The sequence below is a fragment of the Streptomyces minutiscleroticus genome, from assembly GCF_014650875.1.
GTDB lineage: Bacteria > Actinomycetota > Actinomycetes > Streptomycetales > Streptomycetaceae > Streptomyces > Streptomyces minutiscleroticus.
In genome coordinates this window covers 34677-61344 of the sequence record NZ_BMVU01000012.1, presented here as the reverse complement: position 1 = coordinate 61344, position 26668 = coordinate 34677, and the positions used below count along the sequence as shown (strand labels likewise).

26 protein-coding genes are annotated in these 26668 nt (G+C 74.3%); 6 read left to right on the top strand and 20 right to left on the bottom strand.

Going from position 1 to position 26668, the window contains the following annotated elements; translation table 11 throughout:
• Positions 1-132 precede the first annotated feature (132 nt).
• From IE271_RS15045 to IE271_RS14995, 11 genes are all read right to left on the bottom strand, one after another.
• A complete protein-coding gene (locus IE271_RS15045; protein ID WP_190190798.1) occupies positions 133-1032 on the bottom strand; it encodes an alpha/beta hydrolase family protein in 900 nt (299 codons plus the stop codon).
• Positions 1033-1485: 453 nt separating this feature from the next.
• Entirely contained in the window at positions 1486-2706 is a 1221-nt protein-coding gene (gene kynU / locus IE271_RS15040) for a kynureninase (RefSeq protein WP_190190797.1), read from the bottom strand.
• Positions 2699-3544, bottom strand: a complete 846-nt coding sequence (locus tag IE271_RS15035) for a tryptophan 2,3-dioxygenase family protein (protein ID WP_190190796.1) — start codon at positions 3542-3544, stop codon at positions 2699-2701. The genes kynU and IE271_RS15035 overlap by 8 nt, the downstream gene beginning before the upstream one ends.
• Positions 3545-3754: 210 nt before the next feature.
• On the bottom strand, positions 3755-4168 hold the full coding sequence (locus IE271_RS15030; protein ID WP_190190795.1) for a DUF3151 domain-containing protein: 414 nt from the start codon (positions 4166-4168) through the stop codon (positions 3755-3757).
• Positions 4169-4426: 258 nt separating this feature from the next.
• Positions 4427-5458 (bottom strand): class II fructose-bisphosphate aldolase, encoded by a 1032-nt coding sequence (fbaA, locus tag IE271_RS15025; RefSeq protein ID WP_190190794.1) that lies wholly within the window; start codon positions 5456-5458, stop codon positions 4427-4429.
• A gap of 365 nt (positions 5459-5823) precedes the next feature.
• Entirely contained in the window at positions 5824-6396 is a 573-nt protein-coding gene (pyrE, locus tag IE271_RS15020; RefSeq protein WP_190190793.1) for an orotate phosphoribosyltransferase, read from the bottom strand.
• Positions 6397-6429: 33 nt separating this feature from the next.
• Positions 6430-7218: an aldose epimerase family protein gene (locus IE271_RS15015; protein ID WP_190190792.1), complete on the bottom strand. Its 789-nt coding sequence runs from the start codon at positions 7216-7218 to the stop codon at positions 6430-6432.
• 377 nt (positions 7219-7595) lie between these two features.
• On the bottom strand, positions 7596-8798 hold the full coding sequence (locus IE271_RS15010) for an SRPBCC family protein (protein ID WP_190190791.1): 1203 nt from the start codon (positions 8796-8798) through the stop codon (positions 7596-7598).
• Positions 8799-8886: 88 nt separating this feature from the next.
• Positions 8887-10533 carry a polyamine aminopropyltransferase gene (locus IE271_RS15005; RefSeq protein WP_373308768.1) on the bottom strand — a complete coding sequence of 549 codons (1647 nt, stop codon included), beginning with the start codon at positions 10531-10533 and terminating at the stop codon, positions 8887-8889.
• Between the two features lie 197 nt (positions 10534-10730).
• Complete coding sequence (locus tag IE271_RS15000; protein WP_190190790.1) at positions 10731-11255, bottom strand: DUF2617 family protein; 525 nt, start codon at positions 11253-11255, stop codon at positions 10731-10733.
• Between the two features lie 436 nt (positions 11256-11691).
• Positions 11692-11988 (bottom strand): hypothetical protein, encoded by a 297-nt coding sequence (locus IE271_RS14995; RefSeq protein WP_190190789.1) that lies wholly within the window; start codon positions 11986-11988, stop codon positions 11692-11694.
• Between the two features lie 127 nt (positions 11989-12115).
• On the opposite strand from IE271_RS14995, the gene IE271_RS14990 reads away from it, so the two are divergent.
• Both IE271_RS14990 and IE271_RS14985 read left to right on the top strand, forming a co-directional pair.
• The gene (locus IE271_RS14990; RefSeq protein WP_190190788.1) at positions 12116-13306 is read left to right on the top strand and encodes a pyridoxal phosphate-dependent aminotransferase; all 1191 of its coding nucleotides are present in this window, start codon (positions 12116-12118) and stop codon (positions 13304-13306) included.
• Positions 13307-13401: 95 nt separating this feature from the next.
• Positions 13402-14601: a hypothetical protein gene (locus tag IE271_RS14985; protein WP_373308767.1), complete on the top strand. Its 1200-nt coding sequence runs from the start codon at positions 13402-13404 to the stop codon at positions 14599-14601.
• Positions 14602-14660: 59 nt separating this feature from the next.
• Here the strand turns inward: IE271_RS14985 and IE271_RS14980 are convergent, their stop codons facing one another.
• The 4 genes from IE271_RS14980 to IE271_RS14965 all read right to left on the bottom strand — a co-directional run bounded on the left by IE271_RS14980 (position 14661) and on the right by IE271_RS14965 (position 19050).
• On the bottom strand, positions 14661-15188 hold the full coding sequence (locus tag IE271_RS14980) for a YbjN domain-containing protein (RefSeq protein WP_190190787.1): 528 nt from the start codon (positions 15186-15188) through the stop codon (positions 14661-14663).
• Between the two features lie 424 nt (positions 15189-15612).
• Positions 15613-18219, bottom strand: coding sequence for an ATP-dependent chaperone ClpB (gene clpB, locus IE271_RS14975; RefSeq protein WP_190190870.1), 2607 nt, complete (start codon positions 18217-18219; stop codon positions 15613-15615).
• 259 nt (positions 18220-18478) lie between these two features.
• Entirely contained in the window at positions 18479-18817 is a 339-nt protein-coding gene (locus IE271_RS14970; protein WP_190190786.1) for a Rieske (2Fe-2S) protein, read from the bottom strand.
• A complete protein-coding gene (locus IE271_RS14965) occupies positions 18814-19050 on the bottom strand; it encodes a hypothetical protein (RefSeq protein WP_190190785.1) in 237 nt (78 codons plus the stop codon). Before IE271_RS14965 ends, IE271_RS14970 begins: the two co-directional genes overlap by 4 nt.
• Before the next feature lie 172 nt (positions 19051-19222).
• On the opposite strand from IE271_RS14965, the gene IE271_RS14960 reads away from it, so the two are divergent.
• Positions 19223-20233: a helix-turn-helix transcriptional regulator gene (locus tag IE271_RS14960; RefSeq protein ID WP_190190784.1), complete on the top strand. Its 1011-nt coding sequence runs from the start codon at positions 19223-19225 to the stop codon at positions 20231-20233.
• Positions 20234-20438: 205 nt separating this feature from the next.
• On the opposite strand, the gene IE271_RS14955 is transcribed toward IE271_RS14960, so the two are convergent.
• Both IE271_RS14955 and IE271_RS14950 read right to left on the bottom strand, forming a co-directional pair.
• A complete protein-coding gene (locus IE271_RS14955; RefSeq protein WP_190190783.1) occupies positions 20439-21464 on the bottom strand; it encodes a helix-turn-helix transcriptional regulator in 1026 nt (341 codons plus the stop codon).
• Between the two features lie 397 nt (positions 21465-21861).
• Positions 21862-22968, bottom strand: a complete 1107-nt coding sequence (locus tag IE271_RS14950; protein WP_229919348.1) for a sugar ABC transporter substrate-binding protein — start codon at positions 22966-22968, stop codon at positions 21862-21864.
• A gap of 309 nt (positions 22969-23277) precedes the next feature.
• On the opposite strand from IE271_RS14950, the gene IE271_RS14945 reads away from it, so the two are divergent.
• On the top strand, positions 23278-24093 hold the full coding sequence (locus IE271_RS14945; protein ID WP_190190782.1) for a hypothetical protein: 816 nt from the start codon (positions 23278-23280) through the stop codon (positions 24091-24093).
• A gap of 144 nt (positions 24094-24237) precedes the next feature.
• On the opposite strand, the gene IE271_RS14940 is transcribed toward IE271_RS14945, so the two are convergent.
• On the bottom strand, positions 24238-24558 hold the full coding sequence (locus tag IE271_RS14940) for a hypothetical protein (protein WP_190190781.1): 321 nt from the start codon (positions 24556-24558) through the stop codon (positions 24238-24240).
• Positions 24559-24657: 99 nt separating this feature from the next.
• Entirely contained in the window at positions 24658-25101 is a 444-nt protein-coding gene (locus tag IE271_RS14935) for a helix-turn-helix domain-containing protein (RefSeq protein ID WP_190190780.1), read from the bottom strand.
• 285 nt (positions 25102-25386) lie between these two features.
• Between IE271_RS14935 and IE271_RS14930 the strand changes: the two genes are divergently transcribed.
• Together IE271_RS14930 and IE271_RS14925 are read left to right on the top strand one after the other, a co-directional pair.
• Positions 25387-25782: a hypothetical protein gene (locus IE271_RS14930; protein ID WP_229919347.1), complete on the top strand. Its 396-nt coding sequence runs from the start codon at positions 25387-25389 to the stop codon at positions 25780-25782.
• Between the two features lie 84 nt (positions 25783-25866).
• Positions 25867-26121: a hypothetical protein gene (locus tag IE271_RS14925; RefSeq protein WP_190190778.1), complete on the top strand. Its 255-nt coding sequence runs from the start codon at positions 25867-25869 to the stop codon at positions 26119-26121.
• A 93-nt stretch (positions 26122-26214) separates the two neighbouring features.
• Here IE271_RS14925 and IE271_RS14920 read toward each other — a convergent pair whose 3' ends face one another.
• Positions 26215-26667, bottom strand: a complete 453-nt coding sequence (locus tag IE271_RS14920) for a heat shock protein transcriptional repressor HspR (protein ID WP_190190777.1) — start codon at positions 26665-26667, stop codon at positions 26215-26217.
• Position 26668: the final 1 nt, after the last annotated feature.

Below are 26668 nucleotides of genomic sequence, written 5' to 3'. Positions count from 1 at the left end.
GGTAGGCGGACGGCCCCCTCCCCGTCGTCCGCACTCAGAAGGGTCCTCACGGGTCCGTCTCAGGTACTACACGCCGTACGGGGGCCCCGGGGATCCGGCGCCGCGCGGCCGGAACCGGCCCGCCGGGCGGGTTCACCAGGCCAGCTGGGCGATCTCCTCCGCCACCACCGCGCACGCGTCCGCCGACGGGTCGACCAGCGGGAAGTGGCCGACCCCTTCGAGCAGGGTGAGGCCCACGACCTCGCCGGCCCTCGCCGCCGCGTCCGCGTAGGACTCGGCGACGGCCTGCGGCACGACGACGTCCGTACGGCCCTGCACGAGCGTCGTCGCGATCCCGGTGGGCAGCAGCAGCGCGGGGTCCGCGTGCGGCAGCCGCTCGGCGACGTGCTCGTCCCCGCCGAGGAACTGGCGGGTGGCGCCGGAACAGATCCCCAGCTCGTCCGCGACCGTGAGGTCGGCGATCGGCGCCAGGGCCACCACGCCGCGCAGCGGGGCCGGCCCGTCGGTGCGCCAGGGGGAGCCGGCGGGCAGGACGTGCCGGGCGGCGGCCCACAGCGCGAGGTGGCCGCCCGCCGAGTGCCCGGTCAGCACCGTGCGGCGCGGGTCGGCCTGCGGCAGCGCCTCGCGGACGAGACCGGGCAGCGCGTCGAGCGCCGCCGCCACGTCGTCGAGGGTGTCGGGCCAGCGGCCCGCGGCGGAGCCGTCCGGGCCCTCGGCGCCGCGCCGGTACTCGACGACGGCCACGGCGAAGCCGCGCCGGGCGAGGAAGGCGGCGAACGGCGTGATGTGCCGGCGGTCGTACGGGGCGCGCCAGGCACCGCCGTGCAACACGGCCACCAGCGGGGCGGGCCCCGACGCGCCGGGGCCCTGCGGCGCGTGGAAGTCGATCACCTGGTCGGGGTGGTCGCCGTACGCGGCGGTGGCGTCGGGGGCGACGGGCGGGTGCGCGAAGGCCGACTCCCTCTCCGCGGCGTCCCGGGCGGCGGTGTCGACCGAGGGGGCGGCCTCGCGGGCAGCGGCGTCGTCCGGCATGCTCCAACCTCTCTGGGGCGAAACGGAATTGGCGGACCTGGAAAGATTTCGGCCGTCGGCGGGGACGGTATCAGGCCCGTGACATGCGCGGACACGGGGTTGTCACGCTGGGTGAGGCTCAAACGGTCCTGCCGCCGCCCTCGCGCGCGGCCGACGGCCGCGTACACGCCCGCGGGACGGCACCTCCCGTACCGGGGGCTCCGTACGACGGACGGCGCTTCCGGCACCCGGACGGCACCCCTCGGTACCGGGACGGCACCTCCCGTGCGCGGGCGGCATCTCCCGGCAGGGCGGCACCCCTCGGCGCCAGGGCGGCACCTCCCGGTGCCGGGTCAGCGCCTCCCCTGCCGCTTCGGCACCGTCCGCCCTGGCGGGCGTGCCACACGCGTGCGTACGGGCCGGGCGGCCGGTGCGCCGGGACGGACGCGGGCGGGCCGTCCCCCGGCCCGCCCCTCACAGCACCTGCGCCAGCACCCCCGCCGCCCGCTCCGCGTCGGCGAAGCCGACGTACAGCGGGGTGAAGCCGAAGCGCAGGACGTCCGGCTCACGGAAGTCGCCGACCACGCCCCGGGCGATCAGCCGCTTCATCACGTCGCCCGCGTCCGGGCAGCGCAGCGCGACCTGGCTGCCGCGCTCCGCGTGGGCCGCCGGGGTCACGGGGACGACCCGGTCCCCGGGGACGTACGCCGCGACGCACTCCAGGAAGAAGTCCGTCAGCGCCAGCGACTTGGCCCTGACCTCCTCGATCCGGACGCCGTCCCACACCTCCAGGGCGGCCTCCAGGGCCAGCATGGAGAGGATGTCGGGCGTGCCGACGCGGCCGCGCACCGCGCCCGCCGCCGGTTCGTAGGCCGGGCGCATCCCGAACGGCTCCGCGTGCGAGGTCCACCCGGGCAGCGGCGAGTCGAACCGTTCCTGCAGGTCACTGCGCACGTACAGGTAGGCGGGCGAACCCGGGCCCCCGTTCAGGAACTTGTACGTGCAGCCGACCGCCAGGTCCACGCCGTGCTCGTCGAGGCCGACCGGCAGCGCGCCCGCGCTGTGGCACAGGTCCCACACCGCGACGGCGCCCGCCCCGTGCGCGGCGGCCGTCAGGGACGGCAGGTCGTGCAGCCGGCCCGTGCGGTAGTCGACGTGGTTGAGCAGCACGGCGGCGGTGCGCGGGCCGAGCGCGGCCGGCACGTCGGCCGGGGCCACCGGCCGCACCGCGCACCCCGTCATCCGGGCCGCCGACTCCGCGATGTACCCGTCCGTGGGGAAGGTGGTCGCGTCGACCAGGATCTCGTCGCGCCCCTCCCCCGCGAGCCGTACCGCGCCCACGACCGCCTTGAACACGTTGACGCTGGTGGAGTCGCCCACGACGATCTGCCCCGGCGCGGCCCCGACCAGCGGCGCGATCCGGTCGCCGATCCGCTCCGGCGCCGTCCACCAGCCGCTCTCCTCCCAGGACCGGATGCGCAGCTCGCCCCACTGCCGGCGCACGACGTCGTCGAGCCGTCCGGGCACGGCCGCGGGCAGCGCGCCCAGGCTGTTCCCGTCCAGGTACACCACGTCGTCCAGCACGAACCGGTCCCGCACGGCGGCGAGCGGGTCGGCGGCGTCGAGTGCGGCGGCCCGCGCGGCGAGGGCCCCCGCCCCCTCCGCGTCCGCCTGCGCGTACGTCGTCTCAGACACGGGACCTCGCCGTCCACAGCTCGGGGAACACGTTCTTGCGCGCCCGCTTCTCCAGCCAGGCCACACCGGCCGAACCGCCGGTGCCGGCCTTCGCGCCCATCGCGCGCCGGGTGGCGACGAGGTGGTCGTTGCGCCAGCGCCACACCAGCTCGGCGACGTCCGTCAGCACCTCGCCGAGGCGGGCCAGCTCGTCGCTCTCGTCGCCCGCGTACAGGGCCGCCCAGACCTCCTCGACCTCGGGCGACGGCTCGTAGCGCTGCGCGGGGTCGCGGTTCAGGACGGCGTCGGGGACCGCGTGCCCGCGGCGCGCGAGCAGCCGCAGCACCTCGTCGTACAGGCTCGGCTCGTGCAGCGCCTTCTCCAGCTCGGCGTGGACGCGCGGCGCGCCCCGGTGCGGCACGAGCATGGACGCGGACTTCTCGCCGAGCAGGAACTCCATCCGGCGGTACATGGCCGACTGGAAGCCGGAGCCCTCCCCCAGGGCCCCGCGGTACGAGTTGAACTGGGCCGGCGTCAGCCCGGAGAGCGGCTTCCAGGAGGCGTCGAGCGCCTCCAGCTCGCGCACCGAGCGCTTGAGCGCCGCCATGGCCGCCGGCACGTCGTCGGAGCGCAGCGCGCGGGCGGCGGTCTCCCACTCGTGGACGACGACGGTGAACCACAGCTCCATCACCTGGGTCGTGACCAGGAAGACCATCTCTCCGGGGTCGTCGGAGAGGGTGTGCTGGAGGTGGGTGAGGACGTCCGCCTTGACGTAGTCCTCGTACGGGGTGGTCCCCGCGAAGTCGAGATGCGGGGTCTCGGGCTCCGGTGCCTCGCGGGACTGAGCCTTCTGGGACATCGCTGTCTCCTGTGCGTACTCCGGGTAGCGGTCCGCCCCTGCCGATGCCGGCACGGGGGCCCCGGTCCCCACCGGGCATCCTCCGCAATTGCCTCCGGAAATCGCAAGGCCCGCCCGGTCACGTCCGGACGGGCCCACGGAAGGCGAGGTCAGGAGCCCCACCGGCACGCTCGCGCGGCCGGTGCGGGCCCGGTGCGCCCGCGCGGCCGCTCAGCCCAGCGTCTGGGCGGCGGTCGGCGAGGAGTCCTTCAGGAACTGCGAGCAGCGCTCGTACTCCTCCTGCTCGCCGATCGCCTGCGCGGCGCGGGCGAGGGCGTGCAGGGCGCGCAGGAAGCCGCGGTTCGGCTCGTGCTCCCAGGGCACGGGGCCGTGCCCCTTCCAGCCGTTGCGCCGCAGGGCGTCCAGACCGCGGTGGTAACCGGTGCGGGCGTAGGCGTACGACTCGACGACGCCGCCCCGCTCGAACGCCTCGTCGGCCAGCTGGGCCCAGGCGAGCGAGGAGGTGGGGTACTTGGCGGCGACGTCGGCGGGCGCCGTGCCGTTCGCGAGGAGCTCACGGGGCTCCGGGTCGTCGGGCAGCCGGGTCGGGGGCGGTCCCCCGAGCAGGTTCTCGTGAAGGGTCATGCCCCCAGTCTGCGGCATGGCCGCGGGCCGCCGGCCCCGGTACGGCGACCCTGTCCGCGACCGCCGCGGGCAGGGCCCGGCCGGGAACGCCTGCAGGACCCGGCCGCGGCGCACGCGGAGCCCGGCCGGGCACGCGCAGGGCCCGGCGTCGCGGCGGACGCCGGGCCCTGTGGACAGCCGGTGGGCCGGAGTGACCGTTCGGCCGGTGCGGGGAGCGCTCCGCGCGGTCGCGCGGGACGGCTCCTCCGGGCGGCGGGGTTACTTGATCCGGTTGCCCGCGGAGCGGAGGTGCCGGGCGGCCTCGGTGACGCGCTGGGCCATCGACGCCTCGGCGAGCTTGCCCCAGGTGCGCGGGTCGTACGTCTTCTTGTTGCCGACCTCGCCGTCGACCTTCAGGACGCCGTCGTAGTTCTTGAGCATGTGGTCGGCGACCGGACGCGTGAAGGCGTACTGCGTGTCCGTGTCGAGGTTCATCTTGACCACGCCGTTCTCCAGGGCGGTCAGGATCTCCTGCTCGGTCGAGCCGGAGCCGCCGTGGAAGACGAAGTCGAACGGCTGGCTGCCGGCCGGCTTGCCGAACTTGGCGGCGACGCCCTCGTTCAGCTCCTTCAGCAGCTCGGGGCGGAGCACGACGTTGCCCGGCTTGTAGACGCCGTGCACGTTGCCGAAGGAGGCGGCCAGCAGGTAGCGGCCCTTGTCGCCCAGGCCCAGGGCCTCGGCGGTGCGGACCGCGTCGTCGACCGTGGTGTAGAGGGAGTCGTTGATCTCGTGCGAGACGCCGTCCTCCTCGCCGCCGGTCGGGGTGATCTCGACCTCGAGGACGATGTGCGCGGCGCGGGCCTTCTCCAGCAGCTCCTGGGCGATGGCCAGGTTGTCGGCGAGGGTCTCGGCCGAGCCGTCCCACATGTGGGACTGGAAGAGCGGGTTCCGGCCGGCCTTGACACGCTCGGCGGAGAGGTCGAGCAGCGGACGCACGTACCCGTCGAGCTTGTCCTTCGGGCAGTGGTCGGTGTGCAGGGCGACCTGGACGTCGTACTTCGCGGCGACGACGTGCGCGAACTCGGCGAGGGCCACCGCACCGGTGACCATGTCCTTGCTGTGCTGGCCGCCCAGGAACTCCGCACCGCCGGTCGAGATCTGGACGATGCCGTCGCTCTCGGCCTCCGCGAAGCCGCGCAGCGCGGCGTGGAGGGTCTGGGAGGAGGTCACGTTGATGGCCGGGTAGGCGAACTTGCCTGCCTTCGCCCGGTCGAGCATCTCGTTGTAGACCTCGGGGGTTGCGATGGGCATCTGTCCGCTCCTCGTATGTGCGGGTTGCGTGGTGCTTACTACTGCCCTGACCTAGGGTGCGACGTCGTCGTCGGCCCCATCTTTCCAGACTTGCCCGGCTGCTCCACCCGCGGTGCGCGCGGGCTTCGGACGACTTTCGGGCCGGGGGCCGGGCCGGATGCCGGGCCGTTCGCCGGACCGGACGGCGGTCCGCGTACCGGACCGGACGGCGGGCCGTTCACCGGACCGGGTGCCGGTCCGCGCGCAGGCCCCGGGTACCGGGCCGTTCACCGATCCGGTACCCGGACGGATGCCGGTCGGGCACCCGGGCCGGGTGCCCGGATCAGGTGCCGGGCCGGGTGCCCGGATCAGTGCCGGTCCGGGTCTCAGTCCAGGCCGAGCTCGTCCTTCGAGAAGGCGTACAGGTAGGGGACCCCCGCGCCCTCCTGGATCTTCTCGGCCGCGCCCGTGGCCCGGTCGACGATGGTGGCGACGGCGACCACCTCGGCACCGGCCTCCCGCACGGCCTCGACCGCGGTGAGCGGCGAGCCGCCGGTGGTGGAGGTGTCCTCGACGACCAGCACGCGGCGGCCCCTGATCTCCGGGCCCTCGACGCGGCGCTGCAGGCCGTGCGCCTTGGCGGCCTTGCGGACGACGAACGCGTCCAGGCGCCGGCCGCGCGCCGCGGCGGCGTGCAGCATCGAGGCGGCCACCGGGTCGGCGCCCATGGTCAACCCGCCCACGGCGTCGAACTCCAGGTCCGCCGTCAGGTCCAGCAGCACCTGGCCGACCAGCGGCGCGGCCTCGCCGTCGAGGGTGATGCGGCGCAGATCCACGTAGTAGTCGGCCTCGAGGCCCGACGACAGGGTGACCCTGCCGTGCACGACGGCCTTGTCCTTGATCTGCTGCAGGAGCGCTGCGCGGGTGTCCGGCGCCGTGGCCGCGTTGACGTCACTCATGCCCGTCAGCTTACGGGCGGGCGTGGCCGCGCCTCACAGGCGCCGCCAGGTCCAGGTGGTGGACGCCTCCAGCGGTTCGAGCGGGGTGACCAGGCGCGGCGCGGTGTTGAGCCCGTTCGGCGGACCGGTCTGCGGTTCCACGCAGACGGCGGCCTCCTGCTCGTCGTACACGACCGCCCACTCCTCGCGGCTGGTGACCTTCAGCTCCAGCTGCCCCGGCCAGGTGAGGGTCACGTCGACGCCGCCGGGCATCCCGAAGCAGTCGTCCCAGGGGCCCGGGCGCGGCTCGATCCGCCGTCCGGTGGGCAGGTGGTCCTCGCCGCGCTCCTCCTGCCAGGCGGCGGTGAAGTCCAGGCGCACGTCCTCGCCGCCCAGGTTCCGGTTGAACCAGGGGTGCCAGCCGATCTGCGCCGGGAAGGACGACCCGTACGTCTCCACCGACATGGTGAGCGTCAGGGAGTCCTCGGCGAGTTCGGCGATCTGGGTGACGCGGCCGGGGTAGGGCCAGGGGTCGCCGAGGTCGAAGGTGAGGACGGCCTCGTTCCCGGCCGCGCGCGCGGTGCGCCAGGGGCCGTTGCGGGTGGTGCCGTGGATGGCGTGCGGCGGGGAGTTGAGCGGCATCTGGTGCACGGCGGCGCCGTCCCGGAAACGGCCGTCCCTGATCCGCCCGCACCAGGGGACCATCGGGAAGCAGCCGAACTTCTGCCCCTGCCGCAGCAGTTCGAGCCCGCCGACGCGCAGGCCCGCCACCCGGCCGCCGTTGCCCGGCGACACCGTCACCTCCGCGTCTCCCGCGGTCAGCGTGATCTCTTCGTTGCTCACCCCCCGACCCTACTGGCCGGGGACCGGGCCGGACGGCACGGCCGCCGTACGGTGCGCGGCGGGCCCGGGGCGCCGGACGGGGCGGTGGAGCCTCGGGCCCGCTCCGGGCGGCCGGGGGTTGGCGGGTGGTCGCTCCGGGTCGGTCCGGGCGGCCGGGGCCGGGGGCCGGGGGCCGGTGGGCGGCTGCTCCAGGCGCTCCGGGCGGCCGGGGGCCGGTGGGCGGCTGCTCCAGGCGCGCCGGGCGGCCGGGGGTTGGCGGGTGGTCGCTCCGGGCGGCCGGGGGCCGGTGGGCGGCTGCTCCAGGCGCGCCGGGCGGCCGGGGGTTGGCGGGTGGTCGCTCCGGGCGGCCGGGGTCGGTGGGCGGCCGCCCGGCGCGGTCAGCGGCGCTTGCGCAGGGCGCGGCCCACGACGACGGCGGAGGCCAGGACGAGCGCGGCGGCGGGGGCCGCCCAGCGCAGGACGGCGCCGGACGAGGCGTCCTCGGGCACGGGTACGGGGGCGTACCGGCCGCGCGGCGGGGCGTGGTCGACCTCCTCCGCACTGCGCCCGATCATGGTGCGCCGGGCGTGCGCGGCCTCGGCGGGCGGCTCGGCGTCCTCCTCGAACCCGCCCTCGAAGTCGGCGCCGTCGAACGCGTCCGGCGAGGAGGGCGACGCCTCCGCCTCGAAGACGCCCCCGGAACCGCCCTCTAGGCCACCGCCCGCGGCCTCGTCGGCGTAACCGCCCGCAGGCTCGTCGGCACCGCTGCCCAGGGGCTCATCGGCGTCACTGTCCTCAGGCCCGTCGGCGCCACCGCCCGCGACTCCGTCCGCGCCACCGGACTCGGCCCTATCTGCGCCACCGGCCTGCGCCCCGGCTGTCGGGGAGCCCTTGCCTGCCTGCCCTCCGGCCGTACCGTCGCCGCCCCCAGCGGAACCCTTGTCACCAGCCGTGTCGTCGCCGCCCCCGGCGGCCCCCTCGTCACCGGCCGCGGCAGGCCCCGTGCCACCGGCGGCGTCCTCCCCGGCGGAGCCGCCACCGGTCCGGCCGGCGCCGGCCGGGCTCTTGCCGGCCGAGCCCTCCTCGGCCGCCCCCCGCGAAGTGTCACCACCGGAGGCGGCGCCGGCCCCGGCTCCGCCCCTGTCCGCGTCCGGCACGGACGACGCGGACGACGCGGACGGCTCCCCCGCCCCCAGGTTCTGCGCGAACCGGTCCAGCAGGCGCGTGGCCGCCGACGCCACCGCGTCCGGGGGCAGGTCGGTCACGCGGCCGTCGGCCGTCGCCGTCCCGGTGAAGGCGACCTTCGTGCCGGTCCCCTCCGGGGTGAGCCGTACGGTGAGCGCCAGCCGCACCGAGCCGCTGCCGCGGACCTCCGCGGCGTCGCCCACGACGGCGTACGTGCCGTCGTCCCGTCCGATGACGCGGAGCGCTCCGCGATAGGTGATGGAGTGGCCGGCGACGCGGATCTTCAGCCGGCCGGAGCCGGGGTCCGCCCCCGCCTCCTGCTGGAGGCCGGGCACCGCCCGGGCCACCCGCACGGGATCGCCGAGCGCCTCCCGAAGCCGCTCGGCCGGGACCGGAACGAACACCTCATGCTCCATGTCGTCCGAGCCTACCCAGCGCGGCCCGAACCGCACCCGGCCGTCGCGGGATTCCCCGGGATCCCCCGGCAGACGGGCCCCGGCGGGCTCAGCCGGTGTACCTCGGATGCACCAGCGTGGACGCGGCGAGCCCCGGCAGCCGCAGCCGCTCGGCGGCCCGCGCGTCCGCGCGCAGGGACGCCGGGGTCAGGTGGCGCGGCCGCGGCGCGCGCGGGTCGAGCCCCAGCCGCGGCGCCGTACCGGAGGCCAGGACGAAGCCCCAGTCCCGCGGGGCCCGCCCCGCGCCGGCCGCGGACCCGGGGTCGCGGCCGTCCACCCGGTACGGCCGCGTCCGCAGCCCGGCCGCCCGCACCGTCGCCTCCACCGTCCAGAAGACCCGGGGCCGCGGGACCACCGGCCCGGCGTGCACCACGAGCCGCCCGCCGTCGGCCAGGACGCCGCGCACCAGCCCGTAGAACTCCTGCGAGTACAGCTTCGTGCCGGCCGTGATGCCCGGGTCGGGCAGGTCCGCGACGACGACGTCGTACGCGGTGCGCGCGCCGCGCAGCCACTGGAAGGCGTCCTGGGTCACGACGCGCACCCGCGGGTCGCGGTAGGCGTGCCCGTTCAGCGCGGACAGCCGGGGGTCCGTGCGCGCCAGCCGCACCACGCCCGCGTCGGGCTCGACCACGTCGGCCCGGCGCACCCCCGGGTGCTCCAGGACCTCGCGCAGCGCGAGCCCGTCGCCGCCGCCCAGGACGAGCACCCGCGCGTGCGGCCCGGCCATGGCGGGGCGCACCAGCGCCTCGTGGTAGCGCCGCCCGTCGCGCTCGCTGACCCGCAGCCGGCCGTCGAGGAACAGCTCCAGCGGCCTGTGCGGACCGCCGGTGAGCACGACCTCCTGGACGTCGGTGCGCAGCGCCACGCGGACGTCCCCGCCGTACACCGCGTGCCGGGCCGCCCGCTCGAAGTCGTCGGCGAGGGCGGCGGCCGAGGCGAGCAGCGCGAGCACGACGGTGTTGACGACGAGCAGCGTCCAGCGGACGCGGCGGCCCACGTCCCGCCGGAACAGCCCGAGGACCAGCGCGGCGCCCGCGACCGCGTTGACGGACCCGGTGAGCAGGGCGCCGGTCAGCTGGCCCGACAGCGGCAGCAGCAGGAACGGGAAGGCGAGCCCGCCGACGAGCGCGCCCACGTAGTCCGCGGCGAACAGGTCGGCCACCGCGCCGCCCGCCTCCTGGCGCCGCACGCGCTGGATCAGCTCCATGAGCAGCGGCACCTCGGCCCCGATGAGCAGGCCGATGGCGAGCGAGAAGGCGACGAGGAAGAGGCGGGGGCCGCCCGCCCACGCCCCGCCCCAGGCGAAGACCGCGTACAGCGCCATGGCGCTGCACCCGCCGACCAGCGCGAGCAGCGCCTCGACCGCGCCGAACCCGGCGGCGGCGTGGCGGCGCAGCCGCTTCGCGGCCAGGGAGCCGACGCCCATCGCGAACACCATCACCGACAGCACGACGGAGGTCTCGGTGACCGAGTCGCCCGTCAAGTACGAGGCGATGGCGACCAGTTCGAGTTCGTACACCAGGCCGCAGGCCGCACACGTGAAGACGCCGGTGAGGACGAGGAACCGTCCGGTCCCGGGACGCACGGGCAGGTCCGCACGGGCGGGTCCGGCGGCCGTCCGCGGAGGTGCCGGCGGGTGGGACCCGTCCGCGCGGGCGACGCCGAGCGTGGGAGTGGACGTGTGCGGTTCGATCACGCTCGGAACGCTACGTCACCGCCCGTCTGCGTCCTGTCACCCACACGTATGGAAGCGGCGCCCGCGGGGAGGACCGGCGCCCGTGGCGGTGCGGGCCACCGCCCGGTCCCGGACGCGCCGCCCACCGGTCCCCCGCACGGGCACCGGCGGGCCGGCGGAGACGGGGCACGCCCGCGTGGCGGTCCCGCGGGCGCCCGTCACACGGGCGCGGGCTCGGCGACCCTCACCCCCACCCGGGTACGCGTGGCCACGAGTTGACCCTCCTGCGGGTAGGCGTGCCAGGTGCGCCAGTGCACCTGGCCCTCCCGGTGGTGGGCGAGCATCGCGGTGAACGCGTGCGGGCTGCCGGGGAAGACGCCCGCCAGGCCGTTGGGGTGGTCGGAGACCAGGGCGAGCAGTTCCTGCGCGCGCCCGGCGAACGAACCGCGCGAGAGCGTCTCGACGCGCGCCGCGAACTCGTACTCCCAGTCGCCGACGCGCTTGGCGACGCCGAGCGGCAGCGGTGTGCTGCTGCCGGCGATGCAGGCGACGGTCTCCGAGCAGATGCCCCGGTCCTCCTCGAGCAGGACCTGGTGGGAGGCTCCGAGCAGCCTCAACTGCAGCTTCGCGTCGGCGATGTCGAGGTCGAGCGTGGCGAGCGCGGGCAGCGGCTCGCGCCCCAGGGCCCAGGCGAGGTCGGCAGCGCGCGTGTCGGTGTAGGCGGTGTTGAGGGTCGTGAGCATGGGTCGGCTCCGCTGGCACGCAAATGAAGGGCTGACATTCCGTCGCATCCCGGTCGGCGCCGGGAGATCGACCCGGTGGCCCGAAGTCGAGGGGGGGGTTCCGGGGACTGCGGTGGGATAACGAGGGAATCATGAACGGCGCGTCCGCCACAGCCTTTTTACCCAACTTCGTAGGGTTTCCATCCCCCCGAGGGCAGCCCAGCTCAACTGTTCAACACAAGTGCGCCGCCGGGCGCCCGACGCGCCCCCGCCCGTGCCGTTCCGGAACGCGCGGGGCGGCCGGCACGGTGCGGCGCGGGTCGTGGTCCCGGGAGCCGCGGGCGCCCGGGCGGGCCCGGGAACGGAGAGGCGCCCGCCGGAAGCACGAGCTGCTTCCGGCGGGCGCCGGGTGACGGGACGGGCCGGGATGCGGTCCCGCGGGGCCGACCGCCCCGCGTCAGCTGCCGCCCCCGCATCCTCCGCCGCCTCCGCAGGACGACCCGCCTCCGCAGGACGAGCCGCCCCCGTCGTGACCCCCGTGGTGCCCGCCGGAGTCGCCGGACGAGCCGCCCCCGTCCCCCGCCCACCAGCTGCCGCCGCTCGCCACGCCGCTCGACGTGCTGCTCGACGAACCACCCGCCGAGCCGCGCGCCGCGTGCCGCTTGCGCAGGTCCGTGCGGCGACCGGACCTCCGGCCCGCCAGCAGGGATCCGACGATCACCGCGGCGACCACCAGGATGATGAACATGATCATGACATCACCCTCCTTCCGTTCCCCCGAAGCGGCCCCCCGTGGGCGTGTGCTTCGTACGTGACCGGGGGATGCCCCCGCCGTCACGCGGCCAAAGCAGAGTTGAGCAACCTCAGAGCTTCGGCGCAGGATGGCGGCCATGACTTCCAGCGCACGTCCCCTCCTCAACCGCCGGCTCGCCGAGTTCGGAACGACGATCTTCGCCGAGATGTCGGCGCTGGCCGTCCGCACCGGCGCGATCAACCTCGGCCAGGGCTTCCCGGACACGGACGGCCCCGAGGAGGTCCGCGAGGCCGCGGTCCGGGCGCTGCGCGACGGCCGCGGCAACCAGTACCCGCCGGGCCCGGGCGTGCCGGAGCTGCGCGCCGCGGTCGCCGCCCACCAGGAGCGCCGCTACGGCCTCGCGTACGACCCGGACACGGAGGTGCTGGTCACCGCGGGCGCGACGGAGGCGATCGCGGCCTGCCTGCTCGCGCTGGTCGAGCCCGGCGACGAGGTGGTCGCCCTGGAGCCGTACTACGACTCGTACGCGGCGTGCGTGGCCATGGCGGGCGGGCGGCGCGTGCCCGTGACGCTGCGCCCGCACGAGGGAACCTTCCGGCTCGACCTGGACGAGCTGCGGGACGCGGTCACCGACCGCACCCGGCTGCTGCTGATCAACACCCCGCACAACCCGACCGGCACGGTCCTCACCCGCGCGGAGCTGACCGCGATCGCCGAGCTGGCCGTCGAGCGCGACCTGCTCGTGGTCACCGACGAGGTGTACGAGCACCTGGTCTTCGACGACGCCGAGCACGTCCCGCTGGCCACCTTCCCGGGGATGCGCGAGCGGACGGTGAGCATCGGCAGCGCCGGCAAGACCTTCTCGTTCACCGGCTGGAAGGTCGGCTGGGTGACCGGCTCCCGGGAGCTGGTCGGCGCGGTCCGCTCGGCCAAGCAGTTCCTGACGTACGTCTCCTCCGGGCCCTTCCAGTACGCCGTCGCCGAGGCGCTCGCGCTGCCGGAGTCGTACTTCAGCGCCTTCCGGGACGACCTGCGGGCCAAGCGGGACCTGCTGAGCGCGGGGCTGGCCGACGCCGGGTTCTCGGTGTTCCGCACGGCGGGCACGTACTTCGTCACCACCGACGTCCGGCCGCTGGGCGAGACGGACGGGTTCGCGTTCTGCCGCGCGCTGCCGGAGCGGGCCGGGGTGGTCGCCGTGCCCAACGCGGTCTTCTACGACGACCGCGAGGCCGGCGCCCCGTTCGTGCGGTTCGCCTTCTGCAAGCGCAAGGACGTGCTGGAGGAGGCGGCCGAGCGGCTGCGGCGGCTCGCGGGCTGACACCGGCCGGCGTCCGCGGGGGCGCGGGGCCGGAGATCCCACCCGGTCGGGGGACAATGCTCGCATTCGCCCGATGTGCCATGCAATGTTCCGGTGTGACTTCCGTCAGTACCCTCGCGTCCCCCGCCGTCACCACGGAGTCCGGCCCCGGGGAACGCGCCCGGCCGCGGCGGCTGCCCGCGGCCTCCGGGCTGGTCCACGCGCTCGGCCTGTTCGCCGCCGTCCGGCTGCTCGGCGTCGCCGCCGTGGCCCTGACCGCGTGGTCCTCCGGCGGGCGCCCGCTCGCCCTGCTCGGCGGCTCCTGGGACTCCGTCTGGTACGTGGGGATCGCCGCCGACGGCTACGGGCGCACCGTGCCCATGCCGCCGCGCTCCTTCAGCGACCTGGCGTTCTTCCCGCTCTACCCGGGGCTGATCCGCGTCCTGACCGAGCTGACCCCGCTCAGCGGCCCCGGCGCGGGCCTGCTCCTGGCGTGGGCGGCCGCCGCCGTCGCGGCCTGCGGGATCTACGCCGTCGGACTGCGGCTGCACGGCCGGGCCGTGGCCACCGTCCTGGTGCTGCTGTGGGGCCTGCTGCCGCACTCGGTGGTGCTGTCGATGGCATACACAGAGCCGGTGCTCGCCGCGCTCGCCGCCTGGGCCCTGTACGCGCTGCTCACCGACCGCTGGCTGTGGGCCGGGGCGCTCGCGGCGCTGGCCGGCCTCGCCCGTCCCAACGGGTTCGCGGTGGCCGCGGCGGTCGTGGTGACGGCGGCGTACGAGGTCTGGCGGCGGCGCGGCCGGGACGTGCCCCGCCGGCTGTGGGCGGGCGCCGCGCTCGCGCCCGCCGGGTGGACCGGCTACGTGTTGTGGGTGGGGTACCGCACGGGCGACGTGACCGGCGGCTACTTCGAGGTGCAGCGCCGATGGGGCTCGCGCTTCGACTTCGGGCGGGGCTCGCTGGAGTTCGTCCGGCACCTGCTGCTGCACGGCGACCGCTTCGTCTTCCCCGTCGCGCTGGCGCTCGTCGCGGCGGGCGTCCTGCTCTTCCTGCTGCTGGCGGCCGACCGCGCGCCGCTGCCGCTGCTCGTCTACTGCGGCGCGCTGCTGCTGGTCGCGGTCGGCGGCTCGGGCTTCTTCCAGTCCAAGCCGCGGTTCCTGCTGCCGGCCTTCCCGCTGCTGCTGCCGCCGGCCGTGGCGCTGGTGCGCACGGCGAGAGCCCGGCCCTGGCACGCGGCGCTGGTGGTCGCGGCCCTGGCCGGGCTCTCGTTCGCGTACGGGGCGTACTTGGTCGTGCACGCCCACAAGTCGCTGTGAGGACTCCTCCGGACGGGCCGTGAGGAGAGTCCCCCGCGGTCGCCGTGGGAAGCGGAGGACTACTCGCCGTCCTCCGGCTTGCCGGCCTCGTCCACGTCCTGCTCCAGGCCGAGCTGCTCGACGAGCCACCGGTCGAACTCGATGGCGGCGCGCACCCAGCTCACGGTCGAGGAGACGAAGTGCTCCAGGCTGACGCCGGTGCCGATCAGCATCTGCGCCTCGCCGATGAGGCGGACGGTGCCGTCGTCGTGGGTGTGGCTGTAGACCTTCGGCCACAGGGTGCGGCGGTTCCAGTCGTCGATCGCCTCCAGGAGCTGGGGCTTGTCGTCGAGCTGGTGCGGCCGGTCGTAGAACGTCCGCACCGAGAAGACCTGCTGGTCGCCCTCGCCGCGGAACATGAAGTACGTACGGAACAGCTCCCACGGCGCCGCGAGGTCACCCTCGTCGTCGACGACGTACTTGAGCTCCATCTGGTCCAGGAGCTGCTTCACGAGGTCCTGATCCGGGACGACGGGGCCCGCCGGCCCTTGGGGCTGCGGCTCGGGCTGGCCCCCGAAGTTCGGAATCGAGGACGGGTCGATGCTCACCGTGTTTTTCCCTTCGTACGGATTCCGCCATCCTCCCCCATGCGGGAGGGGGCGTGGCAAGCCCCGACGGGCCCACCGCCTGTCGGCTGACCCGATCCGGTCGGTCGCAACCCCTTCAGGGCGCAGGCCGTCCTCGTCCGCCGTCCGCCGGGACCGGTCCCGGCGGACGGCGGACGGGAGGAGAGGCCGTCATGGCGGCAGCGGGGAACGGACCGGGGACGGCCTGCCGGACACGGCCGGGGCGCACGCGGTGCGGGTGCGGGTGGAGTACGGGGACGCCCCCGGCACCCGGGGGACGGCGCTGGTGCGGTTCTCGGCCTCCACCATGTGAGGGGCCGTACGGCGCGCGACGCGGACGGCCCGCCCCGGTGCGCGGGACGGGCCGTGCGGACGGTGCCGGTACCGGTGTCCGTACCGGTACCGGTCAGAGGGTCTTCTCGGCCGCTCCGGTCGCCGGGCCCACGATCAGGCCGTCCCCGAAGGAGTCGACGCGGACCGTGTCGCCGTCGGTGACCTCGCCGGCCAGGATCTCCTTGGCCAGCCGGTCCCCGATCGCGGTCTGCACCAGGCGGCGCAGCGGCCGGGCGCCGTACGCCGGGTCCAGGCCCTCCTCCGCCAGCCAGGCCAGGGCCTCGTCGGTGACCTCCAGGGTGAGGCGACGCTCGGCGAGCCGCCGGGCCAGGCGGTCGACCTGGAGCCGCGCGATGCGCTCCAGCTCGGGCTTGGTCAGCGCCGAGAAGACCACCAGGTCGTCGAGCCGGTTGAGGAACTCCGGCTTGAACGACGCCCGGACGACCTCCAGGACCTGCTCCCTCTTCTCGACCTCGCTGGAGAGCGGGTCCACCAGGAACTGGCTGCCCAGGTTGGAGGTGAGGATCAGGATGGTGTTGCGGAAGTCGACCGTGCGGCCCTGGCCGTCGGTCAGGCGCCCGTCGTCCAGCACCTGGAGCAGGATGTCGAAGACCTCCGGGTGCGCCTTCTCCACCTCGTCGAGCAGGACCACGGAGTACGGACGGCGGCGTACGGCCTCGGTGAGCTGGCCGCCCTCCTCGTAACCGACGTAGCCGGGGGGCGCGCCGACCAGCCGGGCCACGCTGTGCTTCTCGCCGTACTCCGACATGTCGATGCGGACCATGGCCCGCTCGTCGTCGAAGAGGAAGTCCGCGAGCGCCTTGGCCAGCTCGGTCTTGCCGACGCCCGTGGGGCCGAGGAAGAGGAACGAGCCGGTGGGGCGGTCGGGGTCGGCGATGCCCGCGCGGGTGCGGCGCACCGCGTCCGACACGGCCCGCACGGCCTCGCTCTGGCCGATCAGGCGGCGGCCCAGCTCCTCCTCCATGCGCAGCAGCTTCTGGGTCTCGCCCTCCAGGAGCCGCCCGGCGGGGATACCGGTCCAGGAGCCGACCACGTCCGCGATGTCGTCGGGGCCGACCTCCTCCTTGACCATGGTGTCGCGGGCGGCCTCCTCCTCGGCCTCGGAGGCGGCCTCCAGGTCGCGCTCCAGGGCGGGGATCTCGCCGTACAGCAGCTTGGAGGCGGTGTCGAAGTCGCCGTCGCGCTGGGCCCGCTCGGCCTGGCCGCGCAGCTCGTCGAGCTTCTCCTTCAGCTCGCCGACGCGGTTGAGGGACTGCTTCTCCTTCTCCCAGCGGGCGGTGAGCCCGCGCAGCTCCTCCTCCTTGTCGGCGAGATCGCGGCGCAGCTTCTCCAGCCGCTGCCGGGAGGCCGGGTCGGTCTCCTTGTCCAGCGCCAGCTCCTCCATGCGCAGCCGGTCCACGGCGCGCTGCAGCTCGTCGATCTCCACGGGCGAGGAGTCGATCTCCATGCGCAGCCGGGAGGCGGCCTCGTCGACGAGGTCGATCGCCTTGTCGGGCAGGAAGCGCGAGGTGATGTACCGGTCGGACAGGGTGGCGGCGGCCACCAGCGCGGAGTCCGCGATCTGCACCTTGTGGTGCGCCTCGTAGCGGCCCTTCAGACCGCGCAGGATCGCGATGGTGTCCTCGACCGTCGGCTCGGCGACCAGCACCTGCTGGAAGCGCCGCTCCAGGGCGGGGTCCTTCTCGATCCGCTCGCGGTACTCGTCCAGGGTCGTCGCGCCGACCATGCGCAGCTCGCCGCGCGCGAGCATCGGCTTGAGCATGTTGCCCGCGTCCATGGCGGAGTCGCCGCCGGCGCCCGCGCCCACGACGGTGTGCAGCTCGTCGATGAAGGTGATGATCTGCCCGTCGCTGTCCTTGATCTCGGCCAGGACGGTCTTCAGCCGCTCCTCGAATTCACCGCGGTACTTCGCACCCGCAACCATGGCGCCCAGGTCGAGCGCCACGAGCCGCTTGTCCTTCAGGGACTCGGGCACGTCACCCTTGACGATCCGCTGCGCGAGCCCCTCGACGACGGCGGTCTTGCCGACGCCGGGCTCGCCGATGAGGACCGGGTTGTTCTTGGTGCGGCGGGACAGCACCTGCACGACGCGGCGGATCTCCTGGTCCCGTCCGATGACGGGGTCCAGCTTGCCCTCGCGCGCGGCGGCGGTGAAGTCGGTGCCGAACTTCTCGAGCGCCTTGTACTGGCCCTCGGGATCCGGGGTCGTCACCCGGCGCCCTCCCCTGCTCTTCTGGAATGCCTCCAGCAGCTTCTCCGCCGAGGCGCCCTGCTGGGAGAGTACGTCGGCGGCGGCGCCGCCCTTGGCCGCGATGCCGATGAGCAGATGCTCCGTGGAGAGGTACTCGTCGCCCAGCTCCTTGGCGCGCTCGCCCGCGTCGGTGATCACCGCCAGCATCTCGCGGCTGGGCTGCGGCGGCGCGACGGTGGACCCGGTCACGCTGGGCAGCCCGGCCAGGACCCGCTCGGCCCCGGCGCGCACGGCGGCCAGGTCGGCGTCCACGGCCGCCAGCAGGTCGGTGATGTTCTCGTTGTCCTGGCCCTCGAGCAGCGCCAGGAGCAGATGGGCGGGGGTGAGGTCGGGGTGCCCTCCGGACACGGCCCGGTTGCCGGCCGCGCCGATCGCGTCCCGGCTCCTGTTCGTCAGCTCGGCGTCCACGTTCGCTGTCTCCTCCTCTGCGTCAGCCGTCGCGGCGGTGCGCCGGCCGTTGCCCGTACTGCTTCGAGCAACGTGCACAAAGTTGAGTCTATTCCACTCAAGGCGGTTCCGGGAGCGACGTCGCCGGGCCCGGCCGTCCGAGGAGACGGACGTTCGGAAAGTTTCCGCACAAACTGCAGCGGCGTCACCGTGTTCAGGTCACGGTGACGCCGCTGCGGGGGGAAGTACCTGCGCGATCTACAACGACGGGGGAATCGCGTCAGGCACTGCGGGGGGTGGCTGAGATGGTTCGTACGTCCGGAGCGGGCTCCGGTTCGACCTGCCGGTGGTCGCGCTGGTCGAGGTTCACAAAGATCATTCCGTACCGGATGGCACACCGCACGGGCTGCGGGGCGCCCCGGGGCCGGCGCAGACACCGGTACGCCCGCACGTCCTCGTCCTCGTCGCGGGTGACCACCACCGGCTCACCGAAGACGGTCACCATCAACGAGTCGCCGCTGTGGGGGATCGCGGTGACCAGGTCGATGAAGTGCCATCCGGAGCGGTAGGCGGTGGCCATCTCCCGACGGAAGGACCGGTCGTCGGGTGGCGTGGTCATGAGGCAGCGTGTGGTGAGCCGGCGGCCGGGGATACGCCCCAGCCCGTGTCGTTCCCGGTGACGACGGCCGGCGCGACGCCCCAGCCGGTGTCGTTCCCGGTCGCCTCGGCCGGTGCGACACCCCAGCCGGTGTCGTTCCCGGCGGCGGAGAAGCCCCACCCGGTGTCCTGCCCGGTCGCCTGGACCGCCTGCCCCCCGTCGGCCGCGGGGTTCGCCCCGGCCGCGGCACTCACCGCACCGAAGATCACGGCCGTAGAGAAAGCAAGCGCAAGCGCCGAGCGAAGCAATCTCTTGTACATAGTCGGCTTCGTCCTCACTTGATGAGTTCCCTTCCCCCCGTGCCACGGAAGACGATGGCTCATTCAGGCATGTCAGTGCCACAGGGGCGATGCATCATGTTCCTGCATGTTCAGGACCCTGGGGGGTGGAGATTTGCCCACAAACAACTCACAACCGACACATCCCCATTCCCTCACCGATCTTTGCGAGGAGGGAGCGCAGCTATATGCGAGCGCATTGAGCACCGGACGCATCGCTCGCGCCGAGATCGCGGCGGCCCCGTGCCTCCTCGACTACGCCCTGCTGCACCCGGACCCCGACGACGCGAACTGGCTCCGCCCGGTCCCGCCGTCGGTCGCCCTCGCTCAGCGTCTGCACCCCCTGGAGCGGGAGATCCAGGACCGGCGCCGCTCCAGCATCGAGCTGACCGAAGTCTTCGAGCCATTCATGGTGCTCAGCGCCCTGACCCCGGCTCCCACGCACGCCATAACGGTTCTGGAGGGCGCCGACCGCATCAACGCCGCCCTCAACCTCGCCACCGCCGAGTGCCGCTCCGAGGTGCTGACGATCCAGCCGGGCGGCGGCCGCAGCGAGCCGGTCCTGCGCCAGGCCCTGGAGCGCGACCGCCCGCTGATGGAGCGGGGGGTCAGCATGCGCACGCTGTATCAGCACACCGCCCGGCACAGCCTGGGCACCATGGCGTACGTCGACGTGATGTCGCACGGCAAGGTCGAGATCCGCACCCTGGAGGAGCTGATCGGCCGGCTGATCATCTGTGACGACACGGTCGCCTTCATCCCGGTCCACGACGACCAGCAGGTGGCCCTGGAGCTGCGCCACCCCGGTCTCGTCCAGTACCTGATCAAGGTCTTCGAGCACCTGTGGCGGCGGGCCACGCCGCTGCGCGAGGAGGCGCCGTACGAGCCCACCCGCGACGGCATCACGGGCGTCCAGCTCTCCATCGCCAAACTGCTGGTCGAGGGGCACGTAGACGAGGCCATCGCCCGTCGGCTCGGCATGAACGTGCGCACCTGCCGCGCCCACATCGCCAAGCTCGCCGCCGCGCTGGGCAGCGGCAGCCGCGCCCAGCTGGGCTTCCTCATCGCGCAGTCGGGGATCCTGGACCAGGAGCACTAGTGCCGTGACCGGAAAGGTCTGCCGTGGGCTCGCGGCGTCCGGTGCGGTGCGTCGCGAGGCGGAGGACCACCCTCGTACCGGGCGTACCCGGGTGGCTCCGACAACGCGGCGAAGTGCCGTGCCGGGCGTCGTGAGCCGGTGAACCCTTCCGGTCACGGCACCAGGAGCCGCCGTACGGGCCCGTCCGCCGGGCGGCGGGCAGGCCTCAGCCCGCCGGGGTCTCCGGGGCGGAGACCGGCAGCAGCTCCGGCGCGCGGGGCGGGCCGTCGAGGCCGGCCTGCGCGATGCGCACCCCCAGCTGCGTCCGGCTGGCCGCGCCGAGCGTCTCCGAGAGCCGGGCGATGTGGGCCCGGCAGGTGCGCACGCTGATGCCGAGCCGCTCGGCCACCACCGCGTCCTGGTGCCCCTCGGCGAGCAGCGCCGCGATGGCCCGCTCCCGGTGGGTGATGCCCTCGATGCCGGTGTCGGGCAGCGGCGCGGCGAGCGGGACGGCCAGCCGCCACAGCCGCTCGAAGACCGTCACCAGGTACTCCACGAGCGCCGGGTGGCGCAGCTCCAGGGCGACGGTGCGGTCGGCGTTGGCCGGGATGAAGGCCACCGTCCGGTCGAACAGCATCAGCCGCTCGACCACCTCGTCGAGGGTGCGGGCCTCCACCGAGTCGCCCATCAGCTCCATGTAGTTCAGCAGGCCCTGGCCGTGCCGGGCGACGTGCGTGTACAGGTCCCGCATCCGCACGCCGCGGCGGCGCAGCGCCAGCGCGCGGTGCAGCCCCTCGGACAGCTCGTCCTCGCGCCGGATGCCGCCCGGCTGCACCGTCAGCACCTCGGCGCGGCACGCGTCCGTCGCCGCGTCGACCGCCGCCTGGATCCGCGGCAGCCCGTCGAGCACGCGGATCGCCGCGCCCTGGGCGGACGTCCGGGCGGGCGGGCCCAGCCGGGCGTACCACTCGAAGGCGGAGACGGCGGCGCCCATCCGCGACTGGGCGGTCGTGACCTGCTCGTGCATCTCGTGCAGCAGCCGCGTCATGACCTCCTGCGGCGCGGTCGGCACCAGCCGCTCCATGTCGTCGGGGTCGGGGTGCAGCAGCCCCAGGTCGACCAGGCAGGGGACGGCCTTCGCGTCCTGCCGGGGAATCCGGCCGCGCCGTACCGCCCGGGAGTACACCCGGTTCCCGGCCTCGCACAGCCGGTCGGCTCCGTGCGGGTGTGCGTCCGTCGTGTGCCCGGCCATCCTCCACCCCTGGTTCCCGCCTTTTCCGCAGCGCAACTATGCGCGGAGGCCCCCGGCTCCGCAACACGGCTCCGCCTCGCCCCTGCCCCCCATCGCACCGGAGAATCCCCAAATGCCAGGCACTCCACGCGGCCTCTTGCAACAAGCTGAAGCCCCGCGGCGGACGGACGGCGCCGGAGCGCGCCGGGCGCGGACCGCACCACCCGCGCGCCGCCCGGCCGGCGCCCGGCCGCGGACGGCTGGATTCCGCCCCTGCCCGCCGTACCCGCGCACCGGCGGCCCGATCAGGCGGCAAAGATTCGCACAAGCGAAGAGGCCGTCGGCGGGCGCGAGGGGTGAACTCCCTCGCGCCCGCCGGCGGCCCCACCGCCGGTGCGGCGACGCGGCCGCGCGGCCGTCACTCGATGCCGGCCTCCGCGCACGCCGCCTTGTACTTCGCCGTGCAGATCTCCGAGACCTCGTAGACGCCGTCCTGGATCACCGTGTCCTTGATCGTGTCCTTCGTCAGCGAGAGGACCGAGACGAGCCGGGCGGGGATCCGCTTCTTCGTCGGGCTGTCGACCTTGTCCCGGGTGAGCGCGTCGAACTCGATGCCGTGCCCCCTGACGCGCGCGACGGCGATCTCGGCGGCGGCCTCGGCCTCCTCGGCGTACGGCTTGTAGACGCTCATGTACTGCTCGCCCGCCAGGATGCGCTGCACCGCGGCGAGCTCGGCGTCCTGGCCGGTGATCGGTGGGAGGTCGGTGACGCCGGCCGCCTTCAGCGCGGCGACGATGCCGCCGGCCATGCCGTCGTTGGCGGAGTACACCCCGGCGATGTCGCCCTTGCCGACCGCCGCGATCGCCTCGCGCATGTTGGCCTCGGCGTTCTCCGGCTTCCACTCCTCGGTGTCGTACTGCTTGACGATGTTCACCTTGCCGGAGAGCTCGGCGAGGGCGCCCTTCTTGAACTGGGCCGCGTTCGGGTCGGTGACGGCGCCGTTCATCATGACGACCTTGTCGGTGCTGTCGGCGTTCATGGCCTCGACCAGGGTCCGGCCCTGCACCTCGCCGACCATCTCGTTGTCGAAGGAGACGTACGCCTCCACGGGCCCCTCGGCCAGCCGGTCGTACGCGACGACGGGGACGCCCGCGGCCTTGGCGGCCTTCACACCGCTCGCGATGTCGTGCGAGTCGACCGCGTCCAGCAGCACCACGTCGACCTCGTCCTCCACCATCTCCGCGAGCTGCGCGCGCTGCCGCGCGGCGTCCTGCTCCGCGTTGGCGTAGACGACCCGGCCCCCGCCCTCGGTCAGGGACTCGACCTTCTTCTCGATGATGGGCTTGTCGAACTTCTCGTAGCGGGCGTTCTCCTTCTCCGGAAGCAGCAGACCCACGGTGATGTCGTTCGCCTTGGTGGGACCGGACGAACCGGCGTCCGCACTCTCGGAGCCGCAGGCGGCGAGCGGGAGGGACAGAGCGGAAGCCGCCAGTGATATGGCGATACGACGCATTCGGCTGTTCACTTCGGATGCCTTCCGGACGAGGGCGCATCATTGCTGCCCAGGTGACTGAAAAGCCAACGTGCGAGCGTCGCTCACGTCAAGGAGTAATCGCCTAACGAGATCGCAACAGCACTCTCGGTTCAGTATGTGAAGACACTGCGATGAAGAAAGGAAGATTCACCGAACGTGATCCAACCGTATCCTCACGCGGATCCGGCGGAGCACCTGTTCGGACCAGCACCGATTGCGCGGCGGCCACTTACGGAAGTTGCTGGAACAAGACAAATCGCCCAGATCGGGCGTTCCGATTACCTTCCCGATGGAGTCCGCATGCGCACACTTTCCCGATGCCTCGTACCGCTGTTTCTGGCGGGCTGTCTGACGGCCGGCACGGCCGTGTCGGCGTCCGCGGCGGTCCAAGACCCGTTCCCGGCCGCCGACCGGAAGGACTCCGACCGGAGGGACTCCGCCTGGGAGGACTCCGACGCCTGCGACTTCAGCGTCGAGACCCTGAAGGACCTGGACGGCCTGCGGGACGCGATCAACGAGTGCGCCAAGCAGTACACGGAGGGCGCCTGGCAGAACGGCGGCGGAGCGGGCGGGAGCGGACTGGACGAGGACCGGGGGGACGACGGTCTGCAGGACGAGGACCGACAGGACGAAGGCCGACAGGACGCGGGCCAGAAGGACCAAGGCCGACAGGAGGAAGGCCAGCAGGGCGAGGGCCGACAGGACGAAGGCCAGCAGGACGCGGGCCATCAAGACGACGGTCTGCAGGACGAAGGCCGACAGGACGAAGGCCGACAGGACGAAGGCCGACAGGACGACGGTCTGCAGGGTGAGGGCCCGCGGGACGGGGAGTGGCCGCAGAAGGACTGGAACGACGAGGAATGGTGCGGCTGGATCCAGGAGAACCGGGGCTGGCTGGAGAGCCACGGCCTGGCTGGGCTCCCGGAAGGCGGCTCGGTGCAGACCTCGCACACCTCGTGGGAGTACGGCGACGACGGCGCCCTGGAGCGCGAGGACGAGGCCGGCCGGCACGACAGGAGCAACAAGGACGAGCGGGACGCCGTGGGCAGCGCCATCCTCTGCACACTGGCGAAGATCTTCGGCTCGCGCGAGGAGTGCGGCGCCGCGAAGCACTGATCCGGTGCCCGGGCCGGCGGGTCCGGCCCGGGCCCTCCGGCACCGGTCCCGGGACCGCCCGGACGCGGCCGTGAGCGGTTCCGCGTCCGCCGCGCGGCGGCGGGCGGGCGTACCGCCGCCGCGGCCCGTCCGCCGGCCGCCCCGTCAGCCGTCCCGGTCCCCGTGGTCCTCGCCGTCCCTCGGTGAGCGGTCCGGGAAGCGCAGGAGGCGGGCGGGCGGTTCCGGGGGCGTCCCGTCACCGGGGTGCGGGCGCGGCGGCGGGGCCGGTGCGGCGGTCGCGCGGCCGTGCTCCTGCCAGCCCGCGCGGAACCAGTCCAGCCGGTCCCGCTGCAGTTCCTCGTCGGTGAGGATGCGCACGCCCTCGGGCCCGGCCGCCCGGACCTTCTCGCCGAGTCCGATGAGCAGGTCGCCCACCAGCCGGGAGACACGTGCCGCCTCGTCACCGCGGCCGTCCGGATTCCCCATGGCGTACTCCTTCGAGGCCCCCGACGTCGCTTCGGCCCGCGGCCCTTCCCTCGTCCCCGTCCGCCCCGCCGCCCACGGTCGCCGTCCGGCCGTGCCCGGTCAGGCGCTCCCGGGCAGGAACTGCCGGGCCACCTTGACGAACAGCGCCCGCAGCTCGGGCGGGACACCCATGCGGCGCGCGGCCTCCTCCGGGCTCAGGCGCGCCTCCCCGTCCGCCGGACGCCCGCCGCCGGACAGCGGCAGGTCGTCCTCGGTCAGCCGCCCCGACCGGATCAGCATGTCGCGCAGCGGCACCCCGAGCACGGCGGCCAGGCGCCGCGTCGTCTCCAGGTCGGGCATGGACTGCCGCTGCAGCAGCCGGCCGACCGCCGCCCGGTGCACCCCCGCGTCGTCGGCGAGCTTCGAGCGGCCGCCGCCGCGCGGGTTGTCGATGTCGTAGCCGCGTGCCCGGACCAGGTCCTCCACCCAGCCGGCGAACTCCTCCAGGTCCGTCGTCCGGACCTCCTGCTCCGCCCGTGCCTCCGCCCGTGAGCCGGTCCTCATCCGCCCGCCCTCCCCTAGGCCCCGTCGCGGGAGCAGCGTACCGATCACGCACGCATCCACCACCGCGCGCGCTCGCACGCAACCAGCCGTGCCCCTCATCTCCCCACGCGGCAGGCCCAGTTGATCGACCTGTCATCGCGCCGGACCCCGTAACCCGCCGCGCCCCGAACCGCCTTGCGCTCGCGCCCGCACCATGCAACCCTGTTCGCTCGTTCGTTGTTATCGAACGCATGTTCCCATACCTCGGGAGGGGTTGCACGTGCGCAAGAAGTGCGGGGTCAGCGGATGAACCACCACCGCGGAAACCCGTGGATGGCCCTGCTGATCCGCCGGTTCCCCGAGCTCGTCGGCGCGCAGGCGCCCGCGGGGCACGGCCCGCCGCACGGACGGGCGGACGACGGTTCGCCGGACCGCGCGGCCGCCCTCGGCCCCCTGTACCTCTCCGACACCGTCCGCGACATCACCGACGGCGTGGTGGAGCTGGAGGAGGCGGTGCGCGAGCGGCTCGGACTGCGCCCGGTCGGCCCGGCCCCCGTACCGGTGCGGCTGCGCCGCATCGCCGGACTGCTGGAGCGGATCGCCGCCGACCCGCTGCTCGCCGCGCACGTGGAGGACGAGACCCGGCGGATGGCCGACCGCTGCGCCCACGCCCTGGACGGCTCCGGGGCCCTCGGCGCCTGACCGCCGGCCGTCCCGCCCTCCTCCGCCTTCGCCCCTCCCCCTCCCCTCGTACGCCTCGGCCCCGGAAGGAGCGTCCATGTGCCCATGACCGCAAGCGAGACCGAGGCCGTGGCCCTGGAGCCGGAGCGGCTGCGCGGCACGGTCGGCGTGGGGTTCGCCACCACCCGCGGCGACCTCGCCCTCCTGCTGCAGCGCGCCGACCAGGCCGACAGGACCCTCGACGAGCACGAGACCCGCCTGGAGGCCCTGGAGCGCGCCCGCCGGCCCCTGCCCTCCCTGGCGGCGCTCACCTCGTGCGTCGCGCTCGCCGTCACCCTCTGGCAGTCGGCGGGCCGGTGACGGACGGCGAGGGGGACGGCACGGGGGCGGGAACGGCGGAAGGGGCCGGGAGGCTCACCGCCTCCCGGCCCCTTCGTACCCTGTGCGGACCGGCTAGTCCTGCGACCGCTTCGGCCGCCACACCACCAGCGCGCTGGTCTGCTGCACCTCCTGGTACGGCACGAGATCGCGCCGGTAGGAGGCGTGGACCGCGGCCTCGCGCTGCTGCATCGCCGCCGCCGCGCCGTCCACGGCCGCCTGGAGTTCGGCGACCCGCGACTGCAGCGCCGCGACCTGGTTCTCCAGTTCGATGATGCGCTTGATGCCGGCCAGGTTGATGCCCTCGTCCTGGGACAGCTGCTGCACCTGGCGGAGCAGTTCGATGTCCCGGGCCGAGTAGCGGCGGCCCCGCCCGGCCGTGCGGTCGGGGGAGACCAGGCCGAGCCGGTCGTACTGGCGCAGTGTCTGCGGGTGCAGTCCGGAGAGCTGGGCCGCCACCGAGATGACGTAGACCGGTGTCTCCTCGGTCAGTTCGTACGGGTTGCGTCGACGACCGGTTCCGTCCATG

Excerpts from the sequence above, each read along its gene's own strand:
- IE271_RS14920 (WP_190190777.1), bottom strand. The coding sequence starts at position 26,667 with ATGGACGGAACCGGTCGTCGACGCAACCCGTACGAACTGACCGAGGAG.
- IE271_RS14930 (WP_229919347.1), top strand. The coding sequence starts at position 25,387 with ATGAACCACCACCGCGGAAACCCGTGGATGGCCCTGCTGATCCGCCGG.
- IE271_RS14940 (WP_190190781.1), bottom strand. The coding sequence starts at position 24,558 with ATGGGGAATCCGGACGGCCGCGGTGACGAGGCGGCACGTGTCTCCCGG.
- IE271_RS15030 (WP_190190795.1), bottom strand. The coding sequence starts at position 4,168 with ATGACCCTTCACGAGAACCTGCTCGGGGGACCGCCCCCGACCCGGCTG.
- IE271_RS14990 (WP_190190788.1), top strand. The coding sequence starts at position 12,116 with ATGGCGGCCATGACTTCCAGCGCACGTCCCCTCCTCAACCGCCGGCTC.
- IE271_RS15045 (WP_190190798.1), bottom strand. The coding sequence starts at position 1,032 with ATGCCGGACGACGCCGCTGCCCGCGAGGCCGCCCCCTCGGTCGACACC.
- IE271_RS14955 (WP_190190783.1), bottom strand. The coding sequence starts at position 21,464 with ATGGCCGGGCACACGACGGACGCACACCCGCACGGAGCCGACCGGCTG.
- IE271_RS15000 (WP_190190790.1), bottom strand. The coding sequence starts at position 11,255 with ATGCTCACGACCCTCAACACCGCCTACACCGACACGCGCGCTGCCGAC.
- IE271_RS15010 (WP_190190791.1), bottom strand. The coding sequence starts at position 8,798 with ATGGAGCATGAGGTGTTCGTTCCGGTCCCGGCCGAGCGGCTTCGGGAG.
- IE271_RS14970 (WP_190190786.1), bottom strand. The coding sequence starts at position 18,817 with ATGACCACGCCACCCGACGACCGGTCCTTCCGTCGGGAGATGGCCACC.
- IE271_RS14995 (WP_190190789.1), bottom strand. The coding sequence starts at position 11,988 with ATGATCATGTTCATCATCCTGGTGGTCGCCGCGGTGATCGTCGGATCC.
- IE271_RS14935 (WP_190190780.1), bottom strand. The coding sequence starts at position 25,101 with ATGAGGACCGGCTCACGGGCGGAGGCACGGGCGGAGCAGGAGGTCCGG.
- fbaA (WP_190190794.1), bottom strand. The coding sequence starts at position 5,458 with ATGCCCATCGCAACCCCCGAGGTCTACAACGAGATGCTCGACCGGGCG.
- IE271_RS14925 (WP_190190778.1), top strand. The coding sequence starts at position 25,867 with ATGACCGCAAGCGAGACCGAGGCCGTGGCCCTGGAGCCGGAGCGGCTG.
- pyrE (WP_190190793.1), bottom strand. The coding sequence starts at position 6,396 with ATGAGTGACGTCAACGCGGCCACGGCGCCGGACACCCGCGCAGCGCTC.
- IE271_RS15035 (WP_190190796.1), bottom strand. The coding sequence starts at position 3,544 with ATGTCCCAGAAGGCTCAGTCCCGCGAGGCACCGGAGCCCGAGACCCCG.
- IE271_RS14945 (WP_190190782.1), top strand. The coding sequence starts at position 23,278 with ATGCGCACACTTTCCCGATGCCTCGTACCGCTGTTTCTGGCGGGCTGT.
- IE271_RS14960 (WP_190190784.1), top strand. The coding sequence starts at position 19,223 with ATGTTCAGGACCCTGGGGGGTGGAGATTTGCCCACAAACAACTCACAA.